Annotated in this window: 14 protein-coding genes; 5 read left to right on the forward strand and 9 right to left on the reverse strand. The window is 61.4% G+C overall.

The annotated features are described in order from the left end of the window. Nucleotides 1–18: 18 nt before the first annotated feature. Nucleotides 19–2,787: a PAS domain S-box protein gene (locus ACQ4N7_RS14030; protein ID WP_430712128.1), complete on the forward strand. Its 2,769-nt coding sequence runs from the start codon at nt 19–21 to the stop codon at nt 2,785–2,787. Beyond that, entirely contained in the window at nt 2,780–3,163 is a 384-nt protein-coding gene (locus tag ACQ4N7_RS14035; RefSeq protein WP_430712129.1) for a response regulator, read from the forward strand. The genes ACQ4N7_RS14030 and ACQ4N7_RS14035 overlap by 8 nt, the downstream gene beginning before the upstream one ends. Here the strand turns inward: ACQ4N7_RS14035 and ACQ4N7_RS14040 are convergent. Then, nucleotides 3,160–3,705, reverse strand: a complete 546-nt coding sequence (locus tag ACQ4N7_RS14040; RefSeq protein WP_430712130.1) for an NADPH-dependent FMN reductase — start codon at nt 3,703–3,705, stop codon at nt 3,160–3,162. The two genes, ACQ4N7_RS14035 and ACQ4N7_RS14040, sit on opposite strands and share 4 nt — an antisense overlap. A 298-nt stretch (nt 3,706–4,003) precedes the next feature. On the opposite strand from ACQ4N7_RS14040, the gene ACQ4N7_RS14045 reads away from it, so the two are divergent. Together ACQ4N7_RS14045 and ACQ4N7_RS14050 are read left to right on the forward strand one after the other, a co-directional pair. Further along, nucleotides 4,004–4,954 carry a succinylglutamate desuccinylase/aspartoacylase family protein gene (locus ACQ4N7_RS14045; protein ID WP_430712198.1) on the forward strand — a complete coding sequence of 317 codons (951 nt, stop codon included), beginning with the start codon at nt 4,004–4,006 and terminating at the stop codon, nt 4,952–4,954. A gap of 35 nt (nt 4,955–4,989) precedes the next feature. Beyond that, nucleotides 4,990–6,609: an ATP-dependent DNA ligase gene (locus ACQ4N7_RS14050; RefSeq protein WP_430712131.1), complete on the forward strand. Its 1,620-nt coding sequence runs from the start codon at nt 4,990–4,992 to the stop codon at nt 6,607–6,609. A 100-nt stretch (nt 6,610–6,709) separates the two neighbouring features. On the opposite strand, the gene ACQ4N7_RS14055 is transcribed toward ACQ4N7_RS14050, so the two are convergent. From ACQ4N7_RS14055 to ACQ4N7_RS14065, 3 genes are all read right to left on the reverse strand, one after another. Then, a complete protein-coding gene (locus ACQ4N7_RS14055; RefSeq protein WP_430712132.1) occupies nt 6,710–8,953 on the reverse strand; it encodes an AAA family ATPase in 2,244 nt (747 codons plus the stop codon). 218 nt (nt 8,954–9,171) lie between these two features. Further along, on the reverse strand, nt 9,172–10,134 hold the full coding sequence (locus tag ACQ4N7_RS14060; protein ID WP_430712133.1) for an RNA polymerase sigma factor, RpoD/SigA family: 963 nt from the start codon (nt 10,132–10,134) through the stop codon (nt 9,172–9,174). A gap of 90 nt (nt 10,135–10,224) precedes the next feature. Next, entirely contained in the window at nt 10,225–11,100 is an 876-nt protein-coding gene (locus ACQ4N7_RS14065) for a hypothetical protein (protein ID WP_430712134.1), read from the reverse strand. A 296-nt stretch (nt 11,101–11,396) separates the two neighbouring features. Between ACQ4N7_RS14065 and ACQ4N7_RS14070 the strand changes: the two genes are divergently transcribed. Continuing rightward, entirely contained in the window at nt 11,397–13,265 is a 1,869-nt protein-coding gene (locus tag ACQ4N7_RS14070) for a metallophosphoesterase (protein WP_430712135.1), read from the forward strand. 4 nt (nt 13,266–13,269) lie between these two features. Here ACQ4N7_RS14070 and ACQ4N7_RS14075 read toward each other — a convergent pair whose 3' ends face one another. The 5 genes from ACQ4N7_RS14075 to mraY all read right to left on the reverse strand — a co-directional run bounded on the left by ACQ4N7_RS14075 (nt 13,270) and on the right by mraY (nt 18,298). After that, the gene (locus tag ACQ4N7_RS14075; protein WP_430712136.1) at nt 13,270–14,595 is read right to left on the reverse strand and encodes a bifunctional folylpolyglutamate synthase/dihydrofolate synthase; all 1,326 of its coding nucleotides are present in this window, start codon (nt 14,593–14,595) and stop codon (nt 13,270–13,272) included. Between the two features lie 183 nt (nt 14,596–14,778). After that, nucleotides 14,779–15,117: a P-II family nitrogen regulator gene (locus tag ACQ4N7_RS14080; RefSeq protein WP_430712137.1), complete on the reverse strand. Its 339-nt coding sequence runs from the start codon at nt 15,115–15,117 to the stop codon at nt 14,779–14,781. 163 nt (nt 15,118–15,280) lie between these two features. Beyond that, on the reverse strand, nt 15,281–15,994 hold the full coding sequence (locus ACQ4N7_RS14085) for a hypothetical protein (RefSeq protein WP_430712138.1): 714 nt from the start codon (nt 15,992–15,994) through the stop codon (nt 15,281–15,283). A gap of 384 nt (nt 15,995–16,378) precedes the next feature. Continuing rightward, nucleotides 16,379–17,161: a cysteine hydrolase family protein gene (locus ACQ4N7_RS14090; RefSeq protein WP_430712139.1), complete on the reverse strand. Its 783-nt coding sequence runs from the start codon at nt 17,159–17,161 to the stop codon at nt 16,379–16,381. Nucleotides 17,162–17,203: 42 nt separating this feature from the next. Then, nucleotides 17,204–18,298, reverse strand: coding sequence for a phospho-N-acetylmuramoyl-pentapeptide-transferase (gene mraY, locus ACQ4N7_RS14095; RefSeq protein WP_430712140.1), 1,095 nt, complete (start codon nt 18,296–18,298; stop codon nt 17,204–17,206). Between the last annotated feature and the right edge of the window lie 40 nt (nt 18,299–18,338).

Below are 18,338 nucleotides of genomic sequence, written 5' to 3' on the forward strand. Positions count from 1 at the left end.
TGAGCTGACCTAGCGCCTATGCCTCGTCCTCAACTCAGTTATTTGCCACCGCCGCTGCCGCTGCACTGGGTGCTGACGGTGCCGCTGGCGTTGTCTACCCTGGTGGCGACGGGGGTAATTGGCCACCTGTCCTGGCGGGCAGAGTCCGGCGACGGGCGCTACATCATACCGCTGGTGCTGCTCACCCTGGAGGGGGCGATCGCCCTGGGGCTGCTGCTGACCGAGCGACTGCTGGCGCGACTGCGGCTGTTTGCCCACCTCAGCAGCCAGCTGGCGACCGGCGACCTGACCCAGCGCTTGCCCACCAACAGCCGCGTCAGCGAGTTTAACCACCTGGCTCGCTCGTTTAACCAGATGGCCGAGCAGCTGCAGCAGTCGTTTCAGCGCCTGCAGCTCACCCTGGCCGAGTCGGAAACCAAGTTCACCACCATTTTTCGCACCAGCCCCGACCCCATTGCCATTGCCACTCGCGATGAAGGCCGCTTGATCGATGTCAACGACAGCCTGCTGATATTCTTTGGCTACGACCGCCACGAGATGGTGGGGCGCACGGCGCTAGAGCTTAACCTGTGGGCCGATCTCAGCCAGCGCGATCGCTATCGCACTCTGCTAGAGCGGCAGGGGCGGGTGCGCAATTTGGAGATCCAGATCAGGACTAAGGGGGGCAGGGTTAAAACCGTGCTGCTCTCCGCCGAAGCCCAGACCCTTGACGGCCAGGACTGCCTGATTGTTACCCACCGAGACATCACCGACCGCTACCGGGCCGAAGCAGCCCTGCGCCAGAGTCAGCAGCGGCTGGCCCTGGCCCAGCGGGTGGCCCAGGTGGGCTACTGGGAGCTAGATATTGCCAGCCGATCGCTGACCTGGTCGGAGACGACCTTTCGCAACTGGGGCCTCGACCCGTCTGGTGCCGTTCCCACCTATGACGAGCTGCTGCAAAAGCTGCCCCCGGACGATCGCAATCGCCTGATTCAGCGCGTAGAGACCGCCCTTGTCAACGGCCTGCCCTACCAGCTAGACCTGCGCCCCATTCACCCCGATGGCTCGCTCCACTACCTCGACACTCGGGCCGAGCCCGTGTTTGACGAGCGGGGTCGGGTGGTCAAGCTGGTGGGCGTTTCAATGGATATTACCGATCGCAAGCGGGTTGCCCTGGCCCTGCAGGAGAGCGAGGCCCGCTTTCGGCAGCTGGCCGAAACCGTAGAGGAAGGTTTTTTTGTCTACGAAACCGAGACTGCCCAATATTCCTACATTAACCCCGCCTACTGGAGCGTTCGCGGGCTGCCGCTCGACAGCCGCGCCGACAGCATGGAGCAGTGGCTATCGGGCATTCACCCGAACGATCGCAATCGCATTGATGCCGCTCTAGAGCAGGAGCGCCAGGGCGAAAACTTTGACCAGGAGTACCGCTACTTTACCCCCGCAGGCGAGCTGCGCTGGCTCCGGTCAAAGGCGTTTCCCATCTGCAACGACGCTGGTCAGGTGGTGCGCATTGTTGGCACCGTCGAAAATATTACAAAACAAAAACAGGCTGAAGCTGAACGCGATCGCACCGAAGTTGCCCTGCGCCAGAGCGAAGCCCGCTTTCGCAGTGCCTTCGACGATGCTCCCTACGGCATTTCGCTAGTGACAACCACCGGGCAGTTTGTGCTGGCCAACGCCTACTACTGCAATCTGCTGGGCTACACCGAGGCTGAGCTGCTGGATCTCACCTTCCAAGCCATTACCCACCCCGACGACTGGAACAACGACTGGATCGGGTTTGAGCGCATGATGAGCGGCGAGGCGGGCAGCTACCAGATCGAAAAGCGCTACCTGAGCAAACAGGGAGAAGTCATTCCGGTGGTCATCAACGCAGCCCCCATCTACGATGCAGCAGGCAACCCGCTGTACTCGGTGGGCCATGTGCAGGACATTCGCGATCGCCTCGCCATCAACCGCATGAAAGATGAGTTTATCTCGGTGGTGAGCCACGAGCTGCGCACCCCGATTACCGCCATTCAGGGAGCGCTGGCGCTGCTGGGGGCCGGAGTCTACGCCAGTCGGCCCGAAAAGGCGCGCCGCATGCTCGACATTGCCATCGGCAACAGCGATCGCCTGGTGCGCCTGGTCGATGACATTCTCAGCTTCGAGCGCCTGGAGTCGGGCCAGGTGCAGCTCGAAAAAGAACCCTGCCAGGTGGCCCACCTCATGTACCAGGCGATCGACAGCGTGCAGCCCCTGGCCGACCATTCGGCCATCACCATTGCCCTCACCCCCCTTGCGACCACCCTGGTCGCCGCCCCCGATGCCGTCATTCAGGTGCTCACCAACCTGTTGAGCAACGCGATCAAGTTCTCCAACCCAGGCCAGACAGTATGGCTCAGCGCCGAGGTAGACGATGAGGGGATGAGGCAATGGCGAGATGGTGAAGATGGGGGGATGAGGGGATGGAGCGATGGGGAAGATGCGTCGAGCTTGACTCCTTACGCGTCCTCTCACCCCCTCATCCCCTCACCCCCTCATCCCCTCACCCCCTCATCCCCTCACCTCCTATTCACCGTTCGCGACCAGGGGCGCGGCATTCCTGCCGACAAGCGCGATCGCATTTTTGACCAGTTTCAGCAGGTCGATGCCTCCGACTCGCGACGGCGGGGCGGCACCGGGCTGGGGCTAGCTATCTGCAAGCGCATTGTTGAGCAGCACCAGGGCCAGATCTGGGTGGAGAGCCAGCTGGGCCAGGGCAGCACCTTTTTTGTCGCCCTGCCCCTCATTCCGCCGGGCGGCCTGGAGGTTCACCATGACTAAGCGCGTGCTGATTGTGGATGACGAAGACGACATTCGCGACATTGTGCAGGCGGCGCTGGAAGAGCTGGCGGGCTGGCAAACCCTGGGCGCGGGGTCGGGTCAGAAAGGGCTGGCGCTGGCTCAACAGTCTAAAATTGACGCGATTCTGCTCGACATTTCAATGCCCAACATGGATGGCTTTGAGATTTACCGGCAGCTGCAAACTCACCCCGCCACCCAAAACATCCCGGTCATTGTGCTCACCTCTAAGGTGCTGGCCCGCGATCGCGCCCGCTTCACCGCCCTGCAGGTGGCGGGGTTGATCACCAAACCCTTTAACCCCCTCACCCTGGCCCAGCAGATCGCCGATCTGCTGGGCTGGCAGGCGACGGGTTAATCAACCCCGCGCAGCTTGCGAGTGTTGTCAAACAGGCTCTGGGCAAAGCCGTCGAAGCGCTGGGAGAGCTTTTCGTCGGTCAGTTTGCCCTGGTTATCAAAGGCCTGCCAGGCCTGACCGATCGCCACCTGTTCTGGAATTACCCAGGTGTGCACCCAGCGCAGAATGGTGCGCAGGTCGTTGAGGGCGTTGCTGTTCGACTGGCCGCCGAGAATGCTGATTGCCCCGGCCACTTTGCCGTCGAGCTGCTCAAAGCTCATCAGATCTAGCGCGTTTTTGAGCACGCCGCTAACGCTGCCGTGGTACTCCGGCGTCACCAGCACAAACCCGTCGGCCTCCAGAAACGCCTGGCGCAGACGGGCCACGTCGGGGTGGTTGGGGTAATCCTGACCGCCGTGGCAGAGGGGTAAATCCAGCTCCCGCAGGTCGAGCTGTTCAACCTCGGCCCCCAGGGCGCGCAGGCGATCGCAGGCCAGCCCCAGCGCCAGCTGACTGTACGAATTGGGCCGCAGGCTGCCGGCCATACCCACAAACTTAACCATCGCGAACCTCCTAATGCATAATCGTAATGACTTCAAGTTAATAAGTTTTGTGGCAAATTGTCAATCTGGAGGGGCTGAGCGCTGGATCAAAGTCCGTAAATCTGGCCCTGGCCGACTGGCAATTTCAGCCGGTCTCTATCCAGAACGGAGCGAATTGGCTATAGTGACGGCAAACCAACCCTCCCCTGCTCGAAGGTTGTGTTTGGAGGTTGCCTTGGGCAAACCCACACCAGAGTCCCTGCGGCGGGTCGGGGCGGCCAGCCTAGCCGCAGCGGCGGCTCCCCCCTCGCCGCTCACCATCGGGGGCGAAACCATCCCTCGCGGCAGGCGCGTGCGGCTGGATCTGCCGATCGCCCGCCTCACCACCGGCACCATGATGTCGCTGCCGGTGACGGTGATCTGCGGTAAAAAGCCGGGGCCGCGCCTGTGGTTGAGCGCCGCTATCCACGGCGACGAGCTCAACGGGGTCGATATTATTCGCCGGGTGGCCAAAGCGCTGAGGCCCAGCCGCCTGACTGGCTCGGTGATTGCCGTGCCGGTGGTAAATATCTTTGGCCTGCTGGAGCAGTCGCGCTACCTGCCCGATCGCCGCGATCTAAACCGCTCGTTTCCGGGCTCTAGCCGGGGCTCGATGGCCAGTCGGCTGGCGGCCCTGTTTATGCGCGAGGTGGTCAGCCAGTGCACCCACGGCATTGACCTGCACACGGCGGCCATTCACCGCGTTAACCTGCCCCAGGTGCGGGCCGATCTGGACGACCCAGCTACCTACGCCCTGGCCCAGGCTTTTGGAGCCCCGGTGATGATCCACGCCTCCCACCGCGATGGCTCGCTGCGTCAGGCCGCCGCCAAGCGCCACATTCCCACCCTGCTCTACGAGGCCGGCGAGGCCCTGCGATTTGACGAAACGGCGATTCAAACCGGCGTCGAGGGCATCTACCGGGTGATGGCCTACCTGGGCATGGTCGCCCCCATCGAGCCGCCGCCGCTGCCCACTGTCGAAGTGCAACAAACCCGCTGGGTGCGAGCCTCGCGCGGCGGTATCTGGCACCGCGCCATTGCCCTGGGCGACGAGGTCAAGCAGCGCCAGCCCCTGGGCTTTATCAGCGACACCTTTGGCGACAAACCCGTACAGGTGCGCAGCCCGATGGCGGGCATCGTCATCGGCCACGGCCAGAACCCGCTGGTCAACCAGGGCGACGCGCTGGTTCACGTCGCCAGCGTGAAAGCAGAATCTGAGCCAGAACAGTAGGATGAGCAAAGCAACGTGTGCCCATCCCGCCAGCCATGCAGCGATTCACCCAGCTTTTTCTAGATATAGACGCGACTACCTCAACCAATGAAAAGGTGCGATCGCTGCAGGCCTACTTTCAAGCCGCCGACCCCGCCGACAAAGTTTGGGCGCTCTACCTGCTGCTGGGCAAAACCCGCCGTCGCACGGTGACCTCGCGGGTGCTGCGGGACGTGTTTTTGCAAATTTCTGACATTCCTGAATGGCTGTTTAAAGACTGCTACGCCCAGGTGGGCGACTCGGCAGAGGTAATCGCCCTGCTGCTGCGCGATGTAGATTTGCCCTCCCTCTCTTCCTCCCCCTCCTCATCTTCGCTTCCCCTGCACCAGTGGATGGAGGAGATTATTCCCCTGTACAAGGCGATGGAAACCGACGCGGAACGGCGCGATCTAATCGTCTCCTGGTGGGCAGCGCTGAATAACACCGAGGTTTTTGTTCTCAACAAAATTCTCACCGGGGCCTTTCGAGTGGGCGCATCGGCAAAGCTGGTGATCAAAGGTCTCGCCGCCGCTACGGGCATTTCAGAACCGGTGCTGACCCACCGCCTGATGGGCGAATTCACGCCCACAGTCGAGTTCTACACCAGCCTGACCAGTGAAGAGGCCACGCAGAATGCCCCCAGCCAGCCCTATCCCTTCTTTTTGGCCACGTCGCTGGACGAAGCCAAGTTTCAAAGCGAAGACGTTGAGCGCTGGCGGGCCGAGTGGAAGTGGGACGGCATTCGCGCCCAGGTGATCAAGCGCGATGACCAGGTGTTTATCTGGTCACGGGGCGAAGACCTGGTCACGGCCCAGTTTCCCGAAATAGAGGCGATAATGGCGACGTTTCCCAACGGCATTGTGATGGATGGCGAAATTCTCTGCTGGCAGGACGGTAAGCCGCTGTCGTTCAACCACCTGCAAAAGCGCCTGGGCCGCAAGAAAGTCAGCAAAAAGGTAATGGAGGAAAGCCCCGTCCACTTCATCGCCTACGACCTGCTGGAGTACGGCGGCGTGGATATTCGGGAAAAAAGCTGGGGCGATCGCACCCAATCGCTCACCACCCTGCTGGCCGTTCACACTGCCCCCAACCTGCACCAGTCCGTTCCGCTGGAGTTCCACTCTTTTGCCGAACTAGAGGCCCTGCGCCAAGACTCTCCCCAGCAGGGGGCCGAGGGGCTGGTGGTAAAGGCGATCGACAGCCCCTACCTGGTGGGGCGCAAGCGCGGCTACTGGTGGAAGTACAAGGTTGAACCCATGAGCCTCGATGCGGTGCTGATCTACGCCCAGGCGGGCAGCGGCAAGCGGGCCAACCTCTTCACCGACTACACCTTTGCGCTGTGGCAAGGCGAGACGCTGGTGCCCTTTGCCAAAGCCTACAGCGGTTTGGATAATGCGGAAATTGACGCGCTGGACAAGTGGATTCGCCGCCACACCACCGAGCGGTTTGGCCCGGTGCGATCGGTCGAACCGATCCACGTATTCGAGATTGGCTTTGAGGGAATTGCAGAATCGACTCGCCATAAATCGGGCATTTCGGTACGCTTTCCCCGCATTCTGCGCTGGCGAAAGGACAAACCTGCCGCCGAAGCCGATACGCTAGAGTCGGCCAAGGAACTGCTAGCGACCTTTCAGTGAGCAGTCCTGGGCCTAAGCACAGCACCTACGGTTGCTGCCCCATCGCGCATACCGCTCTAGGAATGTTGAATCAGGACGGGTGAAGCCCTGAAGGTGTTTGTTAAGGGCTGGCCCTGGCCACCAGGTAGACCAGGGGCGATCGCCACTGCACGGTCTTGCCCTGGAGCTGCCGCTGACAACTCTGCTGAATAGTGGCAATATCTTGATCCGATAGATGCTGGGCCAGCTGGTCACGGTAGCTGGGTGGGGTGCCGCCCGTCGCAAACCACCGCTGCAGCAGCGCAGAAGACACATAGATGCTGCTGTGCAAAACATCTTCGGTGAGCTGCACCGTAAACCCTGCTTTGCGAAACAAGGTTTCTAGGGTGTCGGCCTGCCAGTTGAAGCGAGGGTCGGTGGTGGAGTGGGCGATTCCCGAAGGGATCACTCCGTGAATCGCATCCTCAGCTTGATGCCAGCGCTTGACCAGCGCTTTGCTGAGGGCTGCGGTATCGACCAGCTCTGAAATGCGCTGGCTGTGGCGGGGAATGGTTTCGGCCAGCACCACCGCGCCATCGGCAGCGAGAAACCCCTGCACAATCTCGACAAAGCGATCGCGGTTAACCACCTGGCCAAAGGCATTGCGGCCCACGATGCGCTCGAAGCGCACCCCTGGCGTGTGCGACTCCAGGTAGGCGGCCAGGGCTTCAAAGTCGGCATGCACAAACACGGGACGCACCAGTTTGGGTAGCTGGGCCGCCTGTTCCTCCAGCGCGGCCTGGTCTTGGGCAGTGTGGACACGGGCATAGACGCCGCCCTCGGGCACCCGGCGCAGGGCCTCCCAGGTGAGCAGCCCGGTGCGAGCGTTGAGGTCGAGCACGCGGTGGTGGCGCTGGGGCGGGGCCAGCTCAAAAATGCGATCGCGCACCTGCCCCAGCTGCTCGCCCGCCTGGCTGAGGGTGCGCTGCAGCCAGCGATCGCGGGCCGGGTCGTCGGGGCTGTAGGTGAGGGTTTCGGGCAGCGCGCCGCCGCCATCCACCAGCGCCGCCAGTTGAGCCTCGCGCCGCTGGGCCACCTGGGTCTGAATCGACGCCTCGTAGCCCTGGTCCGACGGCTGGTAAAACACCTGCCCCTGCAAGCCCGTGGGCAAATACTGCTGCTCGACCCAGTGGTCGCGGTAGGCGTGGGGGTACAGGTAGCCTTTGCCGTGGCCAAAGCCTTTGCTGTCGCGGTTGCCGTCGCGCATGGGGTTGGGCACCTCGCGCTCGCGCTCCTGCTCGACGGCGGCCAGGGCATCAAAAAAGCCCATGGTGCTGTTGGATTTGGGTGCCGTCGCCAGATACAGCGTTGCCTGGGCCAGGGGGTAGCGGCCCTCGGGCATGCCCACCCGGTCGAAGGCGGCGGCACAGCTGGTCACCACCGTGACGGCGTGGGGGTCGCCCAGGCCAATGTCTTCGCTAGCCAAAATCACCAGGCGACGAAAGATAAAGCGGGGGTCTTCGCCCGCGTAGACCATGCGGGCCAGCCAGTACAGGGCTGCGTCGGGGTCGGAGCCGCGCACGCTTTTGATAAAGGCGCTAATGGTGTCGAAGTGAGCGTCGCCCTCTTTGTCGTAGAGCACCGCCCGCTGCTGGATGGATTCTTCCGCCACGTCCAGGGTGATCTGGATGTGGCCCGATGCATCGGGGGGCGTGGTTTCCACCGCCAGCTCCAGGGCGTTGAGCAGGGCGCGGGCGTCGCCGTTGGCCACATTTACCAGATGATCCAGGGCATCGGGGGCAAGCTGAATGGCGCGATCGCCATACCCCCTCTCCCGATCCGCCAGCGCCTGCTCCACCACCCGGTACAGATCCGCTGACTCCAGCGGCTTGAGCTGAAAGATGCGCGATCGGCTGACCAGCGCTTTGTTGACTTCAAAGTAGGGGTTCTCGGTGGTGGCCCCAATTAAAATCACCGTGCCGTTCTCCACCCAGGGCAGCAACGCATCCTGCTGGGCCTTGTTGAAGCGGTGCACTTCATCGATAAAGAGAATGGTGCGCCTGCCGTACTGGCCGCGCAGATCCTGGGCGGCGGCGATCGCCTCGCGAATGTCTTTTACCCCGGCCAGCACGGCGTTCAGCGCGATGAAGTGGGCGCTGGTGGTGTTGGCAATGATCTGAGCCAGGGTGGTTTTGCCCGTGCCCGGCGGGCCAAAAAAAATCAGTGAGGAGAGCTGGTCGGCCTGAATCGCGCGGCGCAGTAGCCGCCCCGGCCCCACCACGGCATCCTGGCCGATAAATTCATCGAGGGTGCGAGGTCGCAGCCGCGCCGCCAGGGGCGCATCGCGGGCGATCTGGGCCTGGCGACTGTGATCAAAGAGATCCATAGGGGGCTGAGGAAGCGGGTTGGGCGGCGATCGCGCTGCACCGTTGCTCTATGGTACCGCCGGGACTTATGGACTGAGAGGCCAATTTCGAGCAAGATTGAAGGATGTCGTTAGCCCCGTTGGTGTAGAGCTCACAGGTTTTCTCTGGATAGACAGCCGCAAAAATGGGCAAGGGGTAAAACCGCTTGCCCATGCGTTAGTCAATTGCCTGACTTGCCTTATCCAGCCAAATACGCTTTCAAGTCGTGGCGGGCGTAGCGCAACTTCTTAATCGCATCGCGCTCGATCTGGCGCACCCGCTCGCGGCTGACGTTGAGCTGCTGGCCTACCTTTGAGAGCGATAGCCCCTCGCCAGTGCCGAGGCCAAAGCGCAGCACCAGCACTTCCCGCTGCTGCGGGGTCAGGCGATCGAGAATGCGAAAAATATCTTGCTGCAGGCTGTTTTGGGCCGCATAGTCTTCGGGCGATCGCCCCTGGTCGTCTTCGAGCATATCGGCCAGCTCGGTATCGCCCTTGTCGCCCACCATGGCGTTGAGCGACATCGGCTGCTGCGACTGGGCCAAAAACTGACGCACCTGAGTAATGGGCATGTCTAGATGGTTGGCCACTTCTTCGAGGGTGGCGGTGCGACCCAGTTCCTGGGCCAGGTGGCGCTGGGCACGCTTAATTTTGGTCAGCTTTTCGAAAATGTGAATGGGTAGGCGAATGGCGCGGCTTTTCTCGGCGATCGCCCGAGTGACGGCCTGGCGAATCCACCAGTAGGCGTAGGTCGAAAAGCGGAAACCCTTGGTGGGGTCAAACTTTTCTACGCCCCGCTGCAGACCCAGGGTGCCCTCCTGCACCAGATCCATCAGATCGAGGTTGCGCTTGGTGTACTTTTTCGCGATCGAGACCACCAGGCGCAGGTTGGCCTCCACCATGCGGCGGCGGGCGGCCTCTCCAGCCTCCAGCTCCTGATTTAAGTCCTCCACCGACAGGTTGGCGGCAGCGGCCCAATCTTCAGTGGAAGGATCTTGGTCCGATGACTTGGAGAGTTTGGCGGCGATCGCATTGAGCTGGTTTAGCCGCTGCACCCGCTTGCCCAGAGAAATTTCTTCATCACGGGTGAGTCGGGGAATGCGACCAATCTCCTTCAGGTATGCCTGAACAGAGTTACTGGAGGTAGAAATAGCTTGAGCCATGGGAACATCAGTAGCGGCAATCGACTTAGATGCCACTATGACAAGCTATACGCTCCGCTGCCTCTACCCTGGGGGGGGCTAAAGATTTCCTTAAGGGGTGCAATTTGCCCCATCGTACTGTACCTGCACCGGCAGCCAGTGAGCTTGGGGGTTGGGCAATGCCCCGCTCTGGGGGGCAAAGGTGCGCTGTAGCGCGCCCTCCAGGGCCTTTTCATCCAGGACAGTGTAGCCAGTGCTATCGAGCAGTACCGGATCTTTAACCAGCTGGCCCGTGGGGCTGACGATGACCCCTATCAGCCCCTCAATGGGGGGCGGTACCAGGCAGGTATTAATTGGGTAGGCAACCTGAATTGGGGCTAGCTTAGTCCCCAGCATGGGGGTATCGTCATTGCTCAGCCCCTGGCTCTCCTGCTCTAGCCAATTGGACAAATTGTTGGTGTAGAGCGAGACTTCGTCATTCAGCAGCGACTTGGCCTGTCCGTTGAACTGGTACTGGGCCGGGTCGCGCAGGCGATCGTCCAGGGTGAGCGGGGGCGGCGCTGAGGGCAGCGGCTCCAGGGCGATGTTCTCTGGGGGCGGTCCCGGAGCCGCCTGGGGCGGAGGAGAGGTCTGGGGGCTAGCTGGCGGCGGCGTGGCGGGCGCAGGGGCCTCAGGGGCAGGGGCCTCAGGCGCAGAGGCCACAGGCGATCGCGCCGGTTGAGTGGTTTGGGCAGCTGGGGTGGCGGGCACTGGGGCCAGCGTCCCCCCTGCCGCGATCGGTTTTGACGACGCGGGCAGGCGCACCACATCCATGACTGCCGCTGGATCGCTGAGCTCGGTCAACTTGTCTTCGGCCTCAGGAGCACTCCCAGGCATCGGCATTCCCAGCAGCAGTCCGTGCATTCCGATCGAAACTGCCGCCAGCAAACCGCCCCCCGACCAGCGGAGAGCGCGTTTGCCCAGCCTAAAGTTGAGAGGAAATGCCATAGCCATGTCCGTTGCTCTGCGCCAGTATATGTCAGCGTTTGCTTTTCTAGGCCCTCTAAAGGTGGCACAACTTTTCAGTGACGTTAACAGTGAACAGACAGTTTTTATATTGTCGTCATGGCCATCGCCATAACGGTTAAGGCGACTGCGTAGGTCACATTTAGGTGATGGCCATACGCCAATGCGCCGTCCCAGTCTTGGCTATAGTCATGAGTACTGTCCTAAGCGAATTGGCCAGCGCTACATTTACCGTTAACCTAGGGCTGTCGAGGCTTTAGCAAAGAAGGCTCAGAACCATGCGACGCGAAGACCTGACCCTACTGACAGCGGGCCTTTTGCTCGTGCTAACGGCCATTCTTTTGATTGCTCTAGAGCCTCGTACATCGTCGGTTGCTCCATCCTCCGAGGTTACTGCCGTGCCCACCCAGCTGTTGACCGACCCGTTTTTACAGTACCCCACCCCCGGTACCGTACGGGTGGTGTGGTTTACTGAGTTTGAGGGCCAAGACCACCAGGTCCGGTGGGGGACAGCCGATCAGCGCCCTGATGCTAACTTACCCAACCAGGCACCAGCGCTCACCACCCAGTTAACCCGCACCCGAGAAGACGGCCAGTCTCGGCTCGACCACCCCAACTTTGCCGATCTTCAGCAAACCGTGCGGCGGCCGATCTGGCGGCACGAGGCCGAAGTGACCGGTCTGCCGCCGGGGCAGCGGGTGCCCTACCGGGTGGCCAGCACCGGGCCAGACGGCATCGTAGCCGAAAGCCGCGTCTTTACCCTGGCTGGAGCCCCCATTCCCGGACAGCCGCTCAAAGTTTTGCTGACCTCTGACCACCAGAACATGCCCATGACCGCCGCCAACCTGCAAAAGGTGGACGAAACCCTGGGCCGGGTAGACGCAGTGTTTTTTGCGGGCGATCTGGTCAACATTCCCGATCGCGCCTCTGAGTGGTTTGACGACAGCCGGGGCTGCGGCTTTTTTCCCTGTTTACAGGGCAACACGAGCTATGCCCTGGAGCGCAATGGCCGCACCGTGCGCTATCGAGGGGGCGAAATCATCCAGCACGCGCCGCTGTTTACAACCCTGGGCAACCACGAGGTAATGGGGCGCTTTGCCGCCACCGCTCCGCTGGGAGAGCAGTTTAACCAGCCCGTGCCCCGACAGGTGGCAGTGGGCCTGTACGAGGCCAATGCCGACCTGTTTAACCCCGCTGGCGACCCCGAGCTGCGCCGCCAGTGGATTGTCGACAATTCGTTCAACAGCCAGACCTACGAGGATCTCTTTAGCCTGCCCGTCACCCAGGTGCCCAACCCCGATCGCCCCGAGACGACCAGCCGCTACTACGCCATTACCCTGGGCGATGTTCGCCTGGTGTCGCTCTATGTGACCCAGATCTGGCGGCCCTCCCAGCTCAATGCCACCACGCGGGGCCGCTACCAGGAGCGCGAGGCCGACCTGGGCACGCCGCAAAACTGGGGCCACGGTCAGCACATTTTCGAGCCGATCGAGCGGGGCAGCTTGCAGTACCAGTGGCTGGAGCAAGAGCTGGCCAGCGATGCCTTTCGCCAGGCCCGGTATAAGGTGGTGATGATGCACCACCCGCCCCACACCCTGGGCGACAACATCGTGCCCGCTTTTACCAACCCGGTGCGCCGCTACGATCGCGACAGCCAGGGTCGCCTCACAGGCGTGCGCTACGAGTACCCCCGCGCCGACGACTACATCGCCCGCGACCTGGTGCCCCTGCTAGAGCAGGCCGGGGTAGATCTGGTCTTCTACGGTCACTCGCACCTGTGGAACCGCTTTGTGTCACCCCAGGGCACCCACTACCTCGAAACCTCTAACGTCGGCAACTCCTATGGGGCCTTCTGGAACGACAAGTCGCGCCCGGTGCCGCCTGAAACCATTGAGGGCTCAGCCGTAACCTACTCCCCCACCGACTACGTGGCCCAGGGCGACCCCAACGGCCTGGAGCCTGTCGTGCCCACCCTCGCCCCCCTGCGCGACGACAGCGGCCAGCCCCTGCCCTACGTCGCTAGCAACGACATCACCGTCTTTAGCGTGTTTGAAACCGAGAAGGGCACCGTCAGCAGCTACTACTTCGACACCCGGCAGCCAAACTCTGAGGTAGTGAAATTCGACGAGTTTAGGCTAGGCCAGTGAGCGGCTAGGCCTGGTTTTGGTAGGCTTCGGTGGCCAGAAAATAGCCGATCAGATACAGCGAGCCGCACAGCACTTTGAGCTGGCTGGGGGTGTGCCCCAGGGCGGTGAGCCCGTCACTGAGGGAATTGTAGATCTCACAATGGGCCAGGCTGGGGCAGACCGATCGCGCGATCGCCGCCAAATCCTCTGGTGCCGCCGTTTCGTGCCCCGGCACGGGCACCAGATGCAGGGTATCGCCGGGCCGCAGCAGAGCCGCAAAAATATCGCGGTGGTCCTTGGTGGCAAGCATGCCCATTAGCCAGGCCGTTCCTGAGGGGCTGACTGATTGACTGGCCCACCAGCTATCGACATACTGGCGCAGCACCTCGGCGGCGGCGGGGTTGTGGGCACCGTCGATCAGCAGCGGATAGCTGACCGAGTCCTGGCCCCATCTCACCCACTGCAGGCGTCCGGGCCAGCGGGCTTTGCCCATGCCCTGGACAATGTCTGCATCGGAAATTTTCCAGCCCTGATGGCGGAGGTTTTGGAGGGCGGCGATCGCCACCGCCGAATTGACCCGCTGATGCTCACCCAGCAGCACCAGCGGGTAGGTGATGGCATCGTCACCGCTGCCGTAGCGGGCCTGGCCATGCTCAAGCGGTACCGCCGGGGTGGGCCACACCACCGGACAGTCCAGCTCAGCCAGTCGCACCTTGACCACGGCCTCCGCCTCGGGGGGAAGTGGACCGATGACCGCTGGCCGCCCTGGTTTGAGCACCCCTGCCTTTTCGCCAGCAATATCGGCCAGGGTGGGGCCAAGACGCTGCCAGTGCTCTCGGCTCAGGGAGGTAATCACGCTAACCAGAGGCGCATCCACCACGTTGGTGGCATCGAGTCGCCCCCCTAAGCCCACCTCCATGACCGCCAGATCAACACCCACGTCGGCAAAGTGCAGCCAGGCCGCAGCGGTAAACACCTCAAATTGGGTGGGTGAGGGCTGAGCTGGGTCAATGGCGGCCACCACCTGATGCAGCCGCTGCATTAAAGCCTGGGCCTGAATTGGCGCGTCGTTCACCGTAATGCGCTCGCGCCAGCTCACCAGATGAGGCGAAGTATATCGCCCGACTCGATAGCCCGCCGTCTGCAGCACCGCCGCCAGGTAGGCACACACCGATCCCTTGCCGTTGGTACCCGCCACATGCACGATGGGTACCCGTGTTTGAGGGTTGCCCAGGGCCGCCAGCAGCCGCTGAATGCGCTCTAGCCCCAGCTCCACCCCAAACCGCCCAAAGGGGTCGAGCAGCGCTTGTATTGGTTGATCTAGCGGAACTGGGGATTGCACCACGGGCATCAAATGTTCGGTTTGGAGTTCGGCTTGGAGTAGTAGAGTTTACCAAATCGCAGCTAGCCCCTCGATTTAGAAATTGAAAAGCTGCGTTGAAGGTATCTCTGATCCTGCATCCTCATGAAAAAGGCGCAGCCTTCCGCTGCGCCTGAGGTTACGTTCTCAACGAGTCGAGCCAGATCAGCTGAGCTAAACGGCCTCGGTATTTTTCTCGCCAGTGCGAATGCGGACAATGTCGTCTACGGGGCTGACGAAAATTTTGCCGTCGCCAATTTCGCCAGTGCGGGCAGCGGAGATGATTTTGTCAACCACAATATCAACCTGGGCCTCTTCGACCACAATTTCGATTTTGAGCTTTTGCAAAAACTCAACGGTGTACTCTGAACCACGGTAGCGCTCGGTCTGCCCCTTTTGGCGACCAAAGCCGCGCACCTCCGAAACAGTCATGCCGACAATACCAGCGTTGACCAGGGCAATTTTGACCTCGTCTAGCTTAAAGGGGCGAATAATAGCTTCTATTTTTTTCATAGATCAAACTGGGTGCTTCAGCGATTTTCGTTTAGCTTCGGTCTATGTGTATCGGGCTTGCCCCCTAGAATACTGCATCGCTCGCTACAAAACCGTAGAAGAGACGGCGGTGGTTGGGGTTAGCGCTTTGTCTAATTTAGCGACAAAGCCTTGGCGAGAGGCCCTAGCGAGAGGTATTCAGCAGCGGCTTCATGATCAGAAAACCGGCCCCAAAGGCGCTGACGACAATCAGCAGAATGGTGGCGGCCAGCCATAGCCCACTCAGATCTGAGGACCGCTGGCTGAGCTGCCCAGGGCGGTTGGGGTCGAGGCGCTCTTCGGTGTAAAGCCGCTGGGGCATTCCGGACTGTGGCCGCTGAGGTGGCTTTTTAGACAGTTTTTTGGCCTTGGGCTTTTTGACGATTTGGGTGATCTGGCTGGCCAGGTTAGAGACCCCTTCACCCACCGATTCAGAAAGCCGCTCTGGCAAAGACGTTGTTGCCCCGTCGTCGCTGGACATTGTCGGTAGAGACATGGGGTAGGCAGGAGCCATCGCCTGGGCCTCGGCGTTGAAGTGGACCTCTAGGGGCGATCGCCCGCCGTTGGCCATTCCGTTGGCCATATCGAGCGGCTGGGGCTGGCTGACCTCGATGGCCTGCTTGAGGCGGGCGGCTGAGTCGGCAAAGCGAATCATTTCCTGACGCAGCACCTGGTTTTGCTGGGTAAGCTGCTGGTTTTGCTGATTGAGCGAATCGACCATAGCCTGGGTCGCCCGCAGTTCTGTGGCCAGCTCGCGGTACACCGAAATAGGTACGGACGGAGCCTGACGGTTACCCTGGGGTACCTCTGGGGCAACCGCCCCTGGGTAAGCCGATTCGGAAGAATAAGGTGCGTTCATGATGACGGTAGAAGGGGCGTTGAAGACTGAAAAACTAGGCTGATAATTGGTCTGCCCAAGGGTAGTTCAATTTGGCGCGAATGCACCAGCTGAATCAAAAAAAGTTTTGCCGCTGGGCCTGCAGATGGAGACGATAGTCAGGGCAAACACAGGCCTTCAGGAAAAAGCGCTCTGGCCCCTCCCCTGCCTTATAGTTTACGTGTATTACTTAAAAAAATACGCTACCGCTGATAGTTTGCCGACCAGGTCAAGCAACGAGTGTTGATTAACGAGTCTTAGGGCGTGTCATTAATTCTGACCAAAAGCTCGGTATGTCAGCCTTGCCACGCCCCGACCCAAAGACAAGCTAGGGCCTGTAACCCTTGATTCTTGAACGTTTAGCAGCTAATTGACGACAGCCCCTAGAGCGGCGGCGATCGCAGCACTGTCGGCCACAAACCCAAAGCACTGATTGACGTTGTAGACCGTGGCCTGGGCGCAGTAGTCGGGCGAAGTGGTGGCGCTACAGTCGCGCAGCAGAATGCAGTCGTAGCCCAGAAAATTGGCGTCTTGCAGGGTCGCCATTACGCACTGGTCTACGTTTACCCCGGCAAATAGCAGGGTGGTTTTGCCCAGGTTGCGCAAAATACTGTCGAGGGGCGTATCCCAAAAGCCGCTCATGCGATACTTATCAACCCAGATATCCTGGGGCTGGGCCTGGAGCTCATCGACAACCGCCGCCGCCCAGCTGCCTTTGGTCAGCACCGGAGCACCGTTGGCGGGCAGTGGATCGCCCAGACCAACCCCCGCCCCAGACGGGTTGTAGACGTGCCGCAGCCCGGCGCTGATGTTCAGCAAGTCGGCGCGGTTGCCCCAGTTGATCCACACAATCGGCACCTGGGCCGATCGCAGCTGAGGTAGCAGGGTTTGCAGCGGCCCAATCGCTTGCCGGGCCGGGGTGACATCGACCCCAATACTGGCCAGCCAGCCGTCGGGGTGGCAAAAATCGTTTTGCATATCGACCACCAGACAGGCCGTTTTGCTGAGGTCAAACCGCACCTGCTTGGTCTGGGTAGTTAAAACCGCCAGCCGAGGCTGTAGTTCCTGGCGGCTAATATCGGCGGTGTGGTCGTTGACCCACCAGGCATTGGGCGGGTTGCCCAACGGACGCAGGTTTGAGACATTCATGTCAACCTTTGGGGGAGGCAGCCTTAGGCGGTAAGGAAGCGGCTATTTGACCTGGAGGGCGAGCAGCGCCAGCCCTGCCGTCACGGCGTAGGCGACCGCTACCACCTGAATCTCAGACCAGCCGGATAGCTCGAAGTGGTGGTGCAGGGGAGCCATCTTAAAGAAGCGCTTGCCCACGCCATCGGGGCCTTTGGTGGCCTTGAAGTAGGCGACTTGAATAATTACCGACAGGGTTTCGGCAAAGAACAGCAGGGTGAGCACCAGCAGGGCAAACAGGTTGCCGCTGAGAATGCCCACTGCGCCCAAGGCCGCACCCAGCGCCAGCGACCCGGTATCGCCCATGAAAACGCGGGCGGGGTTGTGGTTGTGCAGCAAAAAGCCCAGACAGGCCCCGGCCATAGCGGCGCAGAAAACCATTAAATCGGGGTGGGTGGGGGCCACAATGGCGGCCAGACCCATAAAGGCGATCGCGCCCGTACCGCCCATTAGCCCGTCGAGGCCATCGGTGAGGTTGGTGGCATTGCTCTCGGCCACCAGCACAAACCCGGCCAGCGGCCAAAACAGAAACCCCAGGGGCAAACCCAGGCCCAGGGGCAGAGCTACGGTAGTCAAGCTGACCGGCTGGCTGGCGAGTACCCACAGGCAAAACAGCACGGCCACCGCAATTTGCAGACCCAGCTTGGCGCGGGGAGAAATGCCCTTATTCGAGCGGCGCTGAATCACCTGCCAGTCGTCGACCCAGCCGATGGCACCGTAGGCCAGCGTCAGCAGCGAGACGGCGACGGCGTCGCGGGCAAAACCCGTTGCGGCCAGGGCTACGGCGATCGCGACCGGCACAAAGAAGGCCCCGCCCATCGTGGGCGTACCCGCCTTCTTGAGATGGCCCTGGGGGCCTTCCTGGCGAATAAACTGCCCGGTCTTGAGGGCGCGCAGCAGGGGCACGGCCGTGAAGCCCAGCAGGCTGCTGCCCAGAGCCGCCACTATGAACGGCACAGTAATGGACGCCCCCAGACTGGCAGCGTTCCCCAAAAGGCCGTCTAGCCCGACGGCGGCAGCGCTGAGACCCAGGCCCAGCAGCCAAAATAGCGTTTGGCCGTTCAGAGACAGCCGCTTCGATGCTAAAAACTTCGCATCCACGAACAATTCCTCAATTGCATCACACCACACACCAACAGGA

This window comes from Nodosilinea sp. AN01ver1, assembly GCF_050565655.1.
Classification (GTDB): Bacteria; Cyanobacteriota; Cyanobacteriia; order Phormidesmidales; family Phormidesmidaceae; genus Nodosilinea.

Excerpts from the sequence above, each read along its gene's own strand:
- ACQ4N7_RS14030 (WP_430712128.1), top strand. The coding sequence starts at position 19 with ATGCCTCGTCCTCAACTCAGTTATTTGCCACCGCCGCTGCCGCTGCAC.
- ACQ4N7_RS14090 (WP_430712139.1), bottom strand. The coding sequence starts at position 17,161 with ATGAATGTCTCAAACCTGCGTCCGTTGGGCAACCCGCCCAATGCCTGG.
- ACQ4N7_RS14080 (WP_430712137.1), bottom strand. The coding sequence starts at position 15,117 with ATGAAAAAAATAGAAGCTATTATTCGCCCCTTTAAGCTAGACGAGGTC.
- ACQ4N7_RS14085 (WP_430712138.1), bottom strand. The coding sequence starts at position 15,994 with ATGAACGCACCTTATTCTTCCGAATCGGCTTACCCAGGGGCGGTTGCC.
- ACQ4N7_RS14060 (WP_430712133.1), bottom strand. The coding sequence starts at position 10,134 with ATGGCTCAAGCTATTTCTACCTCCAGTAACTCTGTTCAGGCATACCTG.
- ACQ4N7_RS14050 (WP_430712131.1), top strand. The coding sequence starts at position 4,990 with ATGCAGCGATTCACCCAGCTTTTTCTAGATATAGACGCGACTACCTCA.
- ACQ4N7_RS14065 (WP_430712134.1), bottom strand. The coding sequence starts at position 11,100 with ATGGCATTTCCTCTCAACTTTAGGCTGGGCAAACGCGCTCTCCGCTGG.
- ACQ4N7_RS14055 (WP_430712132.1), bottom strand. The coding sequence starts at position 8,953 with ATGGATCTCTTTGATCACAGTCGCCAGGCCCAGATCGCCCGCGATGCG.
- ACQ4N7_RS14070 (WP_430712135.1), top strand. The coding sequence starts at position 11,397 with ATGCGACGCGAAGACCTGACCCTACTGACAGCGGGCCTTTTGCTCGTG.
- ACQ4N7_RS14075 (WP_430712136.1), bottom strand. The coding sequence starts at position 14,595 with ATGCCCGTGGTGCAATCCCCAGTTCCGCTAGATCAACCAATACAAGCG.
- ACQ4N7_RS14035 (WP_430712129.1), top strand. The coding sequence starts at position 2,780 with ATGACTAAGCGCGTGCTGATTGTGGATGACGAAGACGACATTCGCGAC.
- ACQ4N7_RS14040 (WP_430712130.1), bottom strand. The coding sequence starts at position 3,705 with ATGGTTAAGTTTGTGGGTATGGCCGGCAGCCTGCGGCCCAATTCGTAC.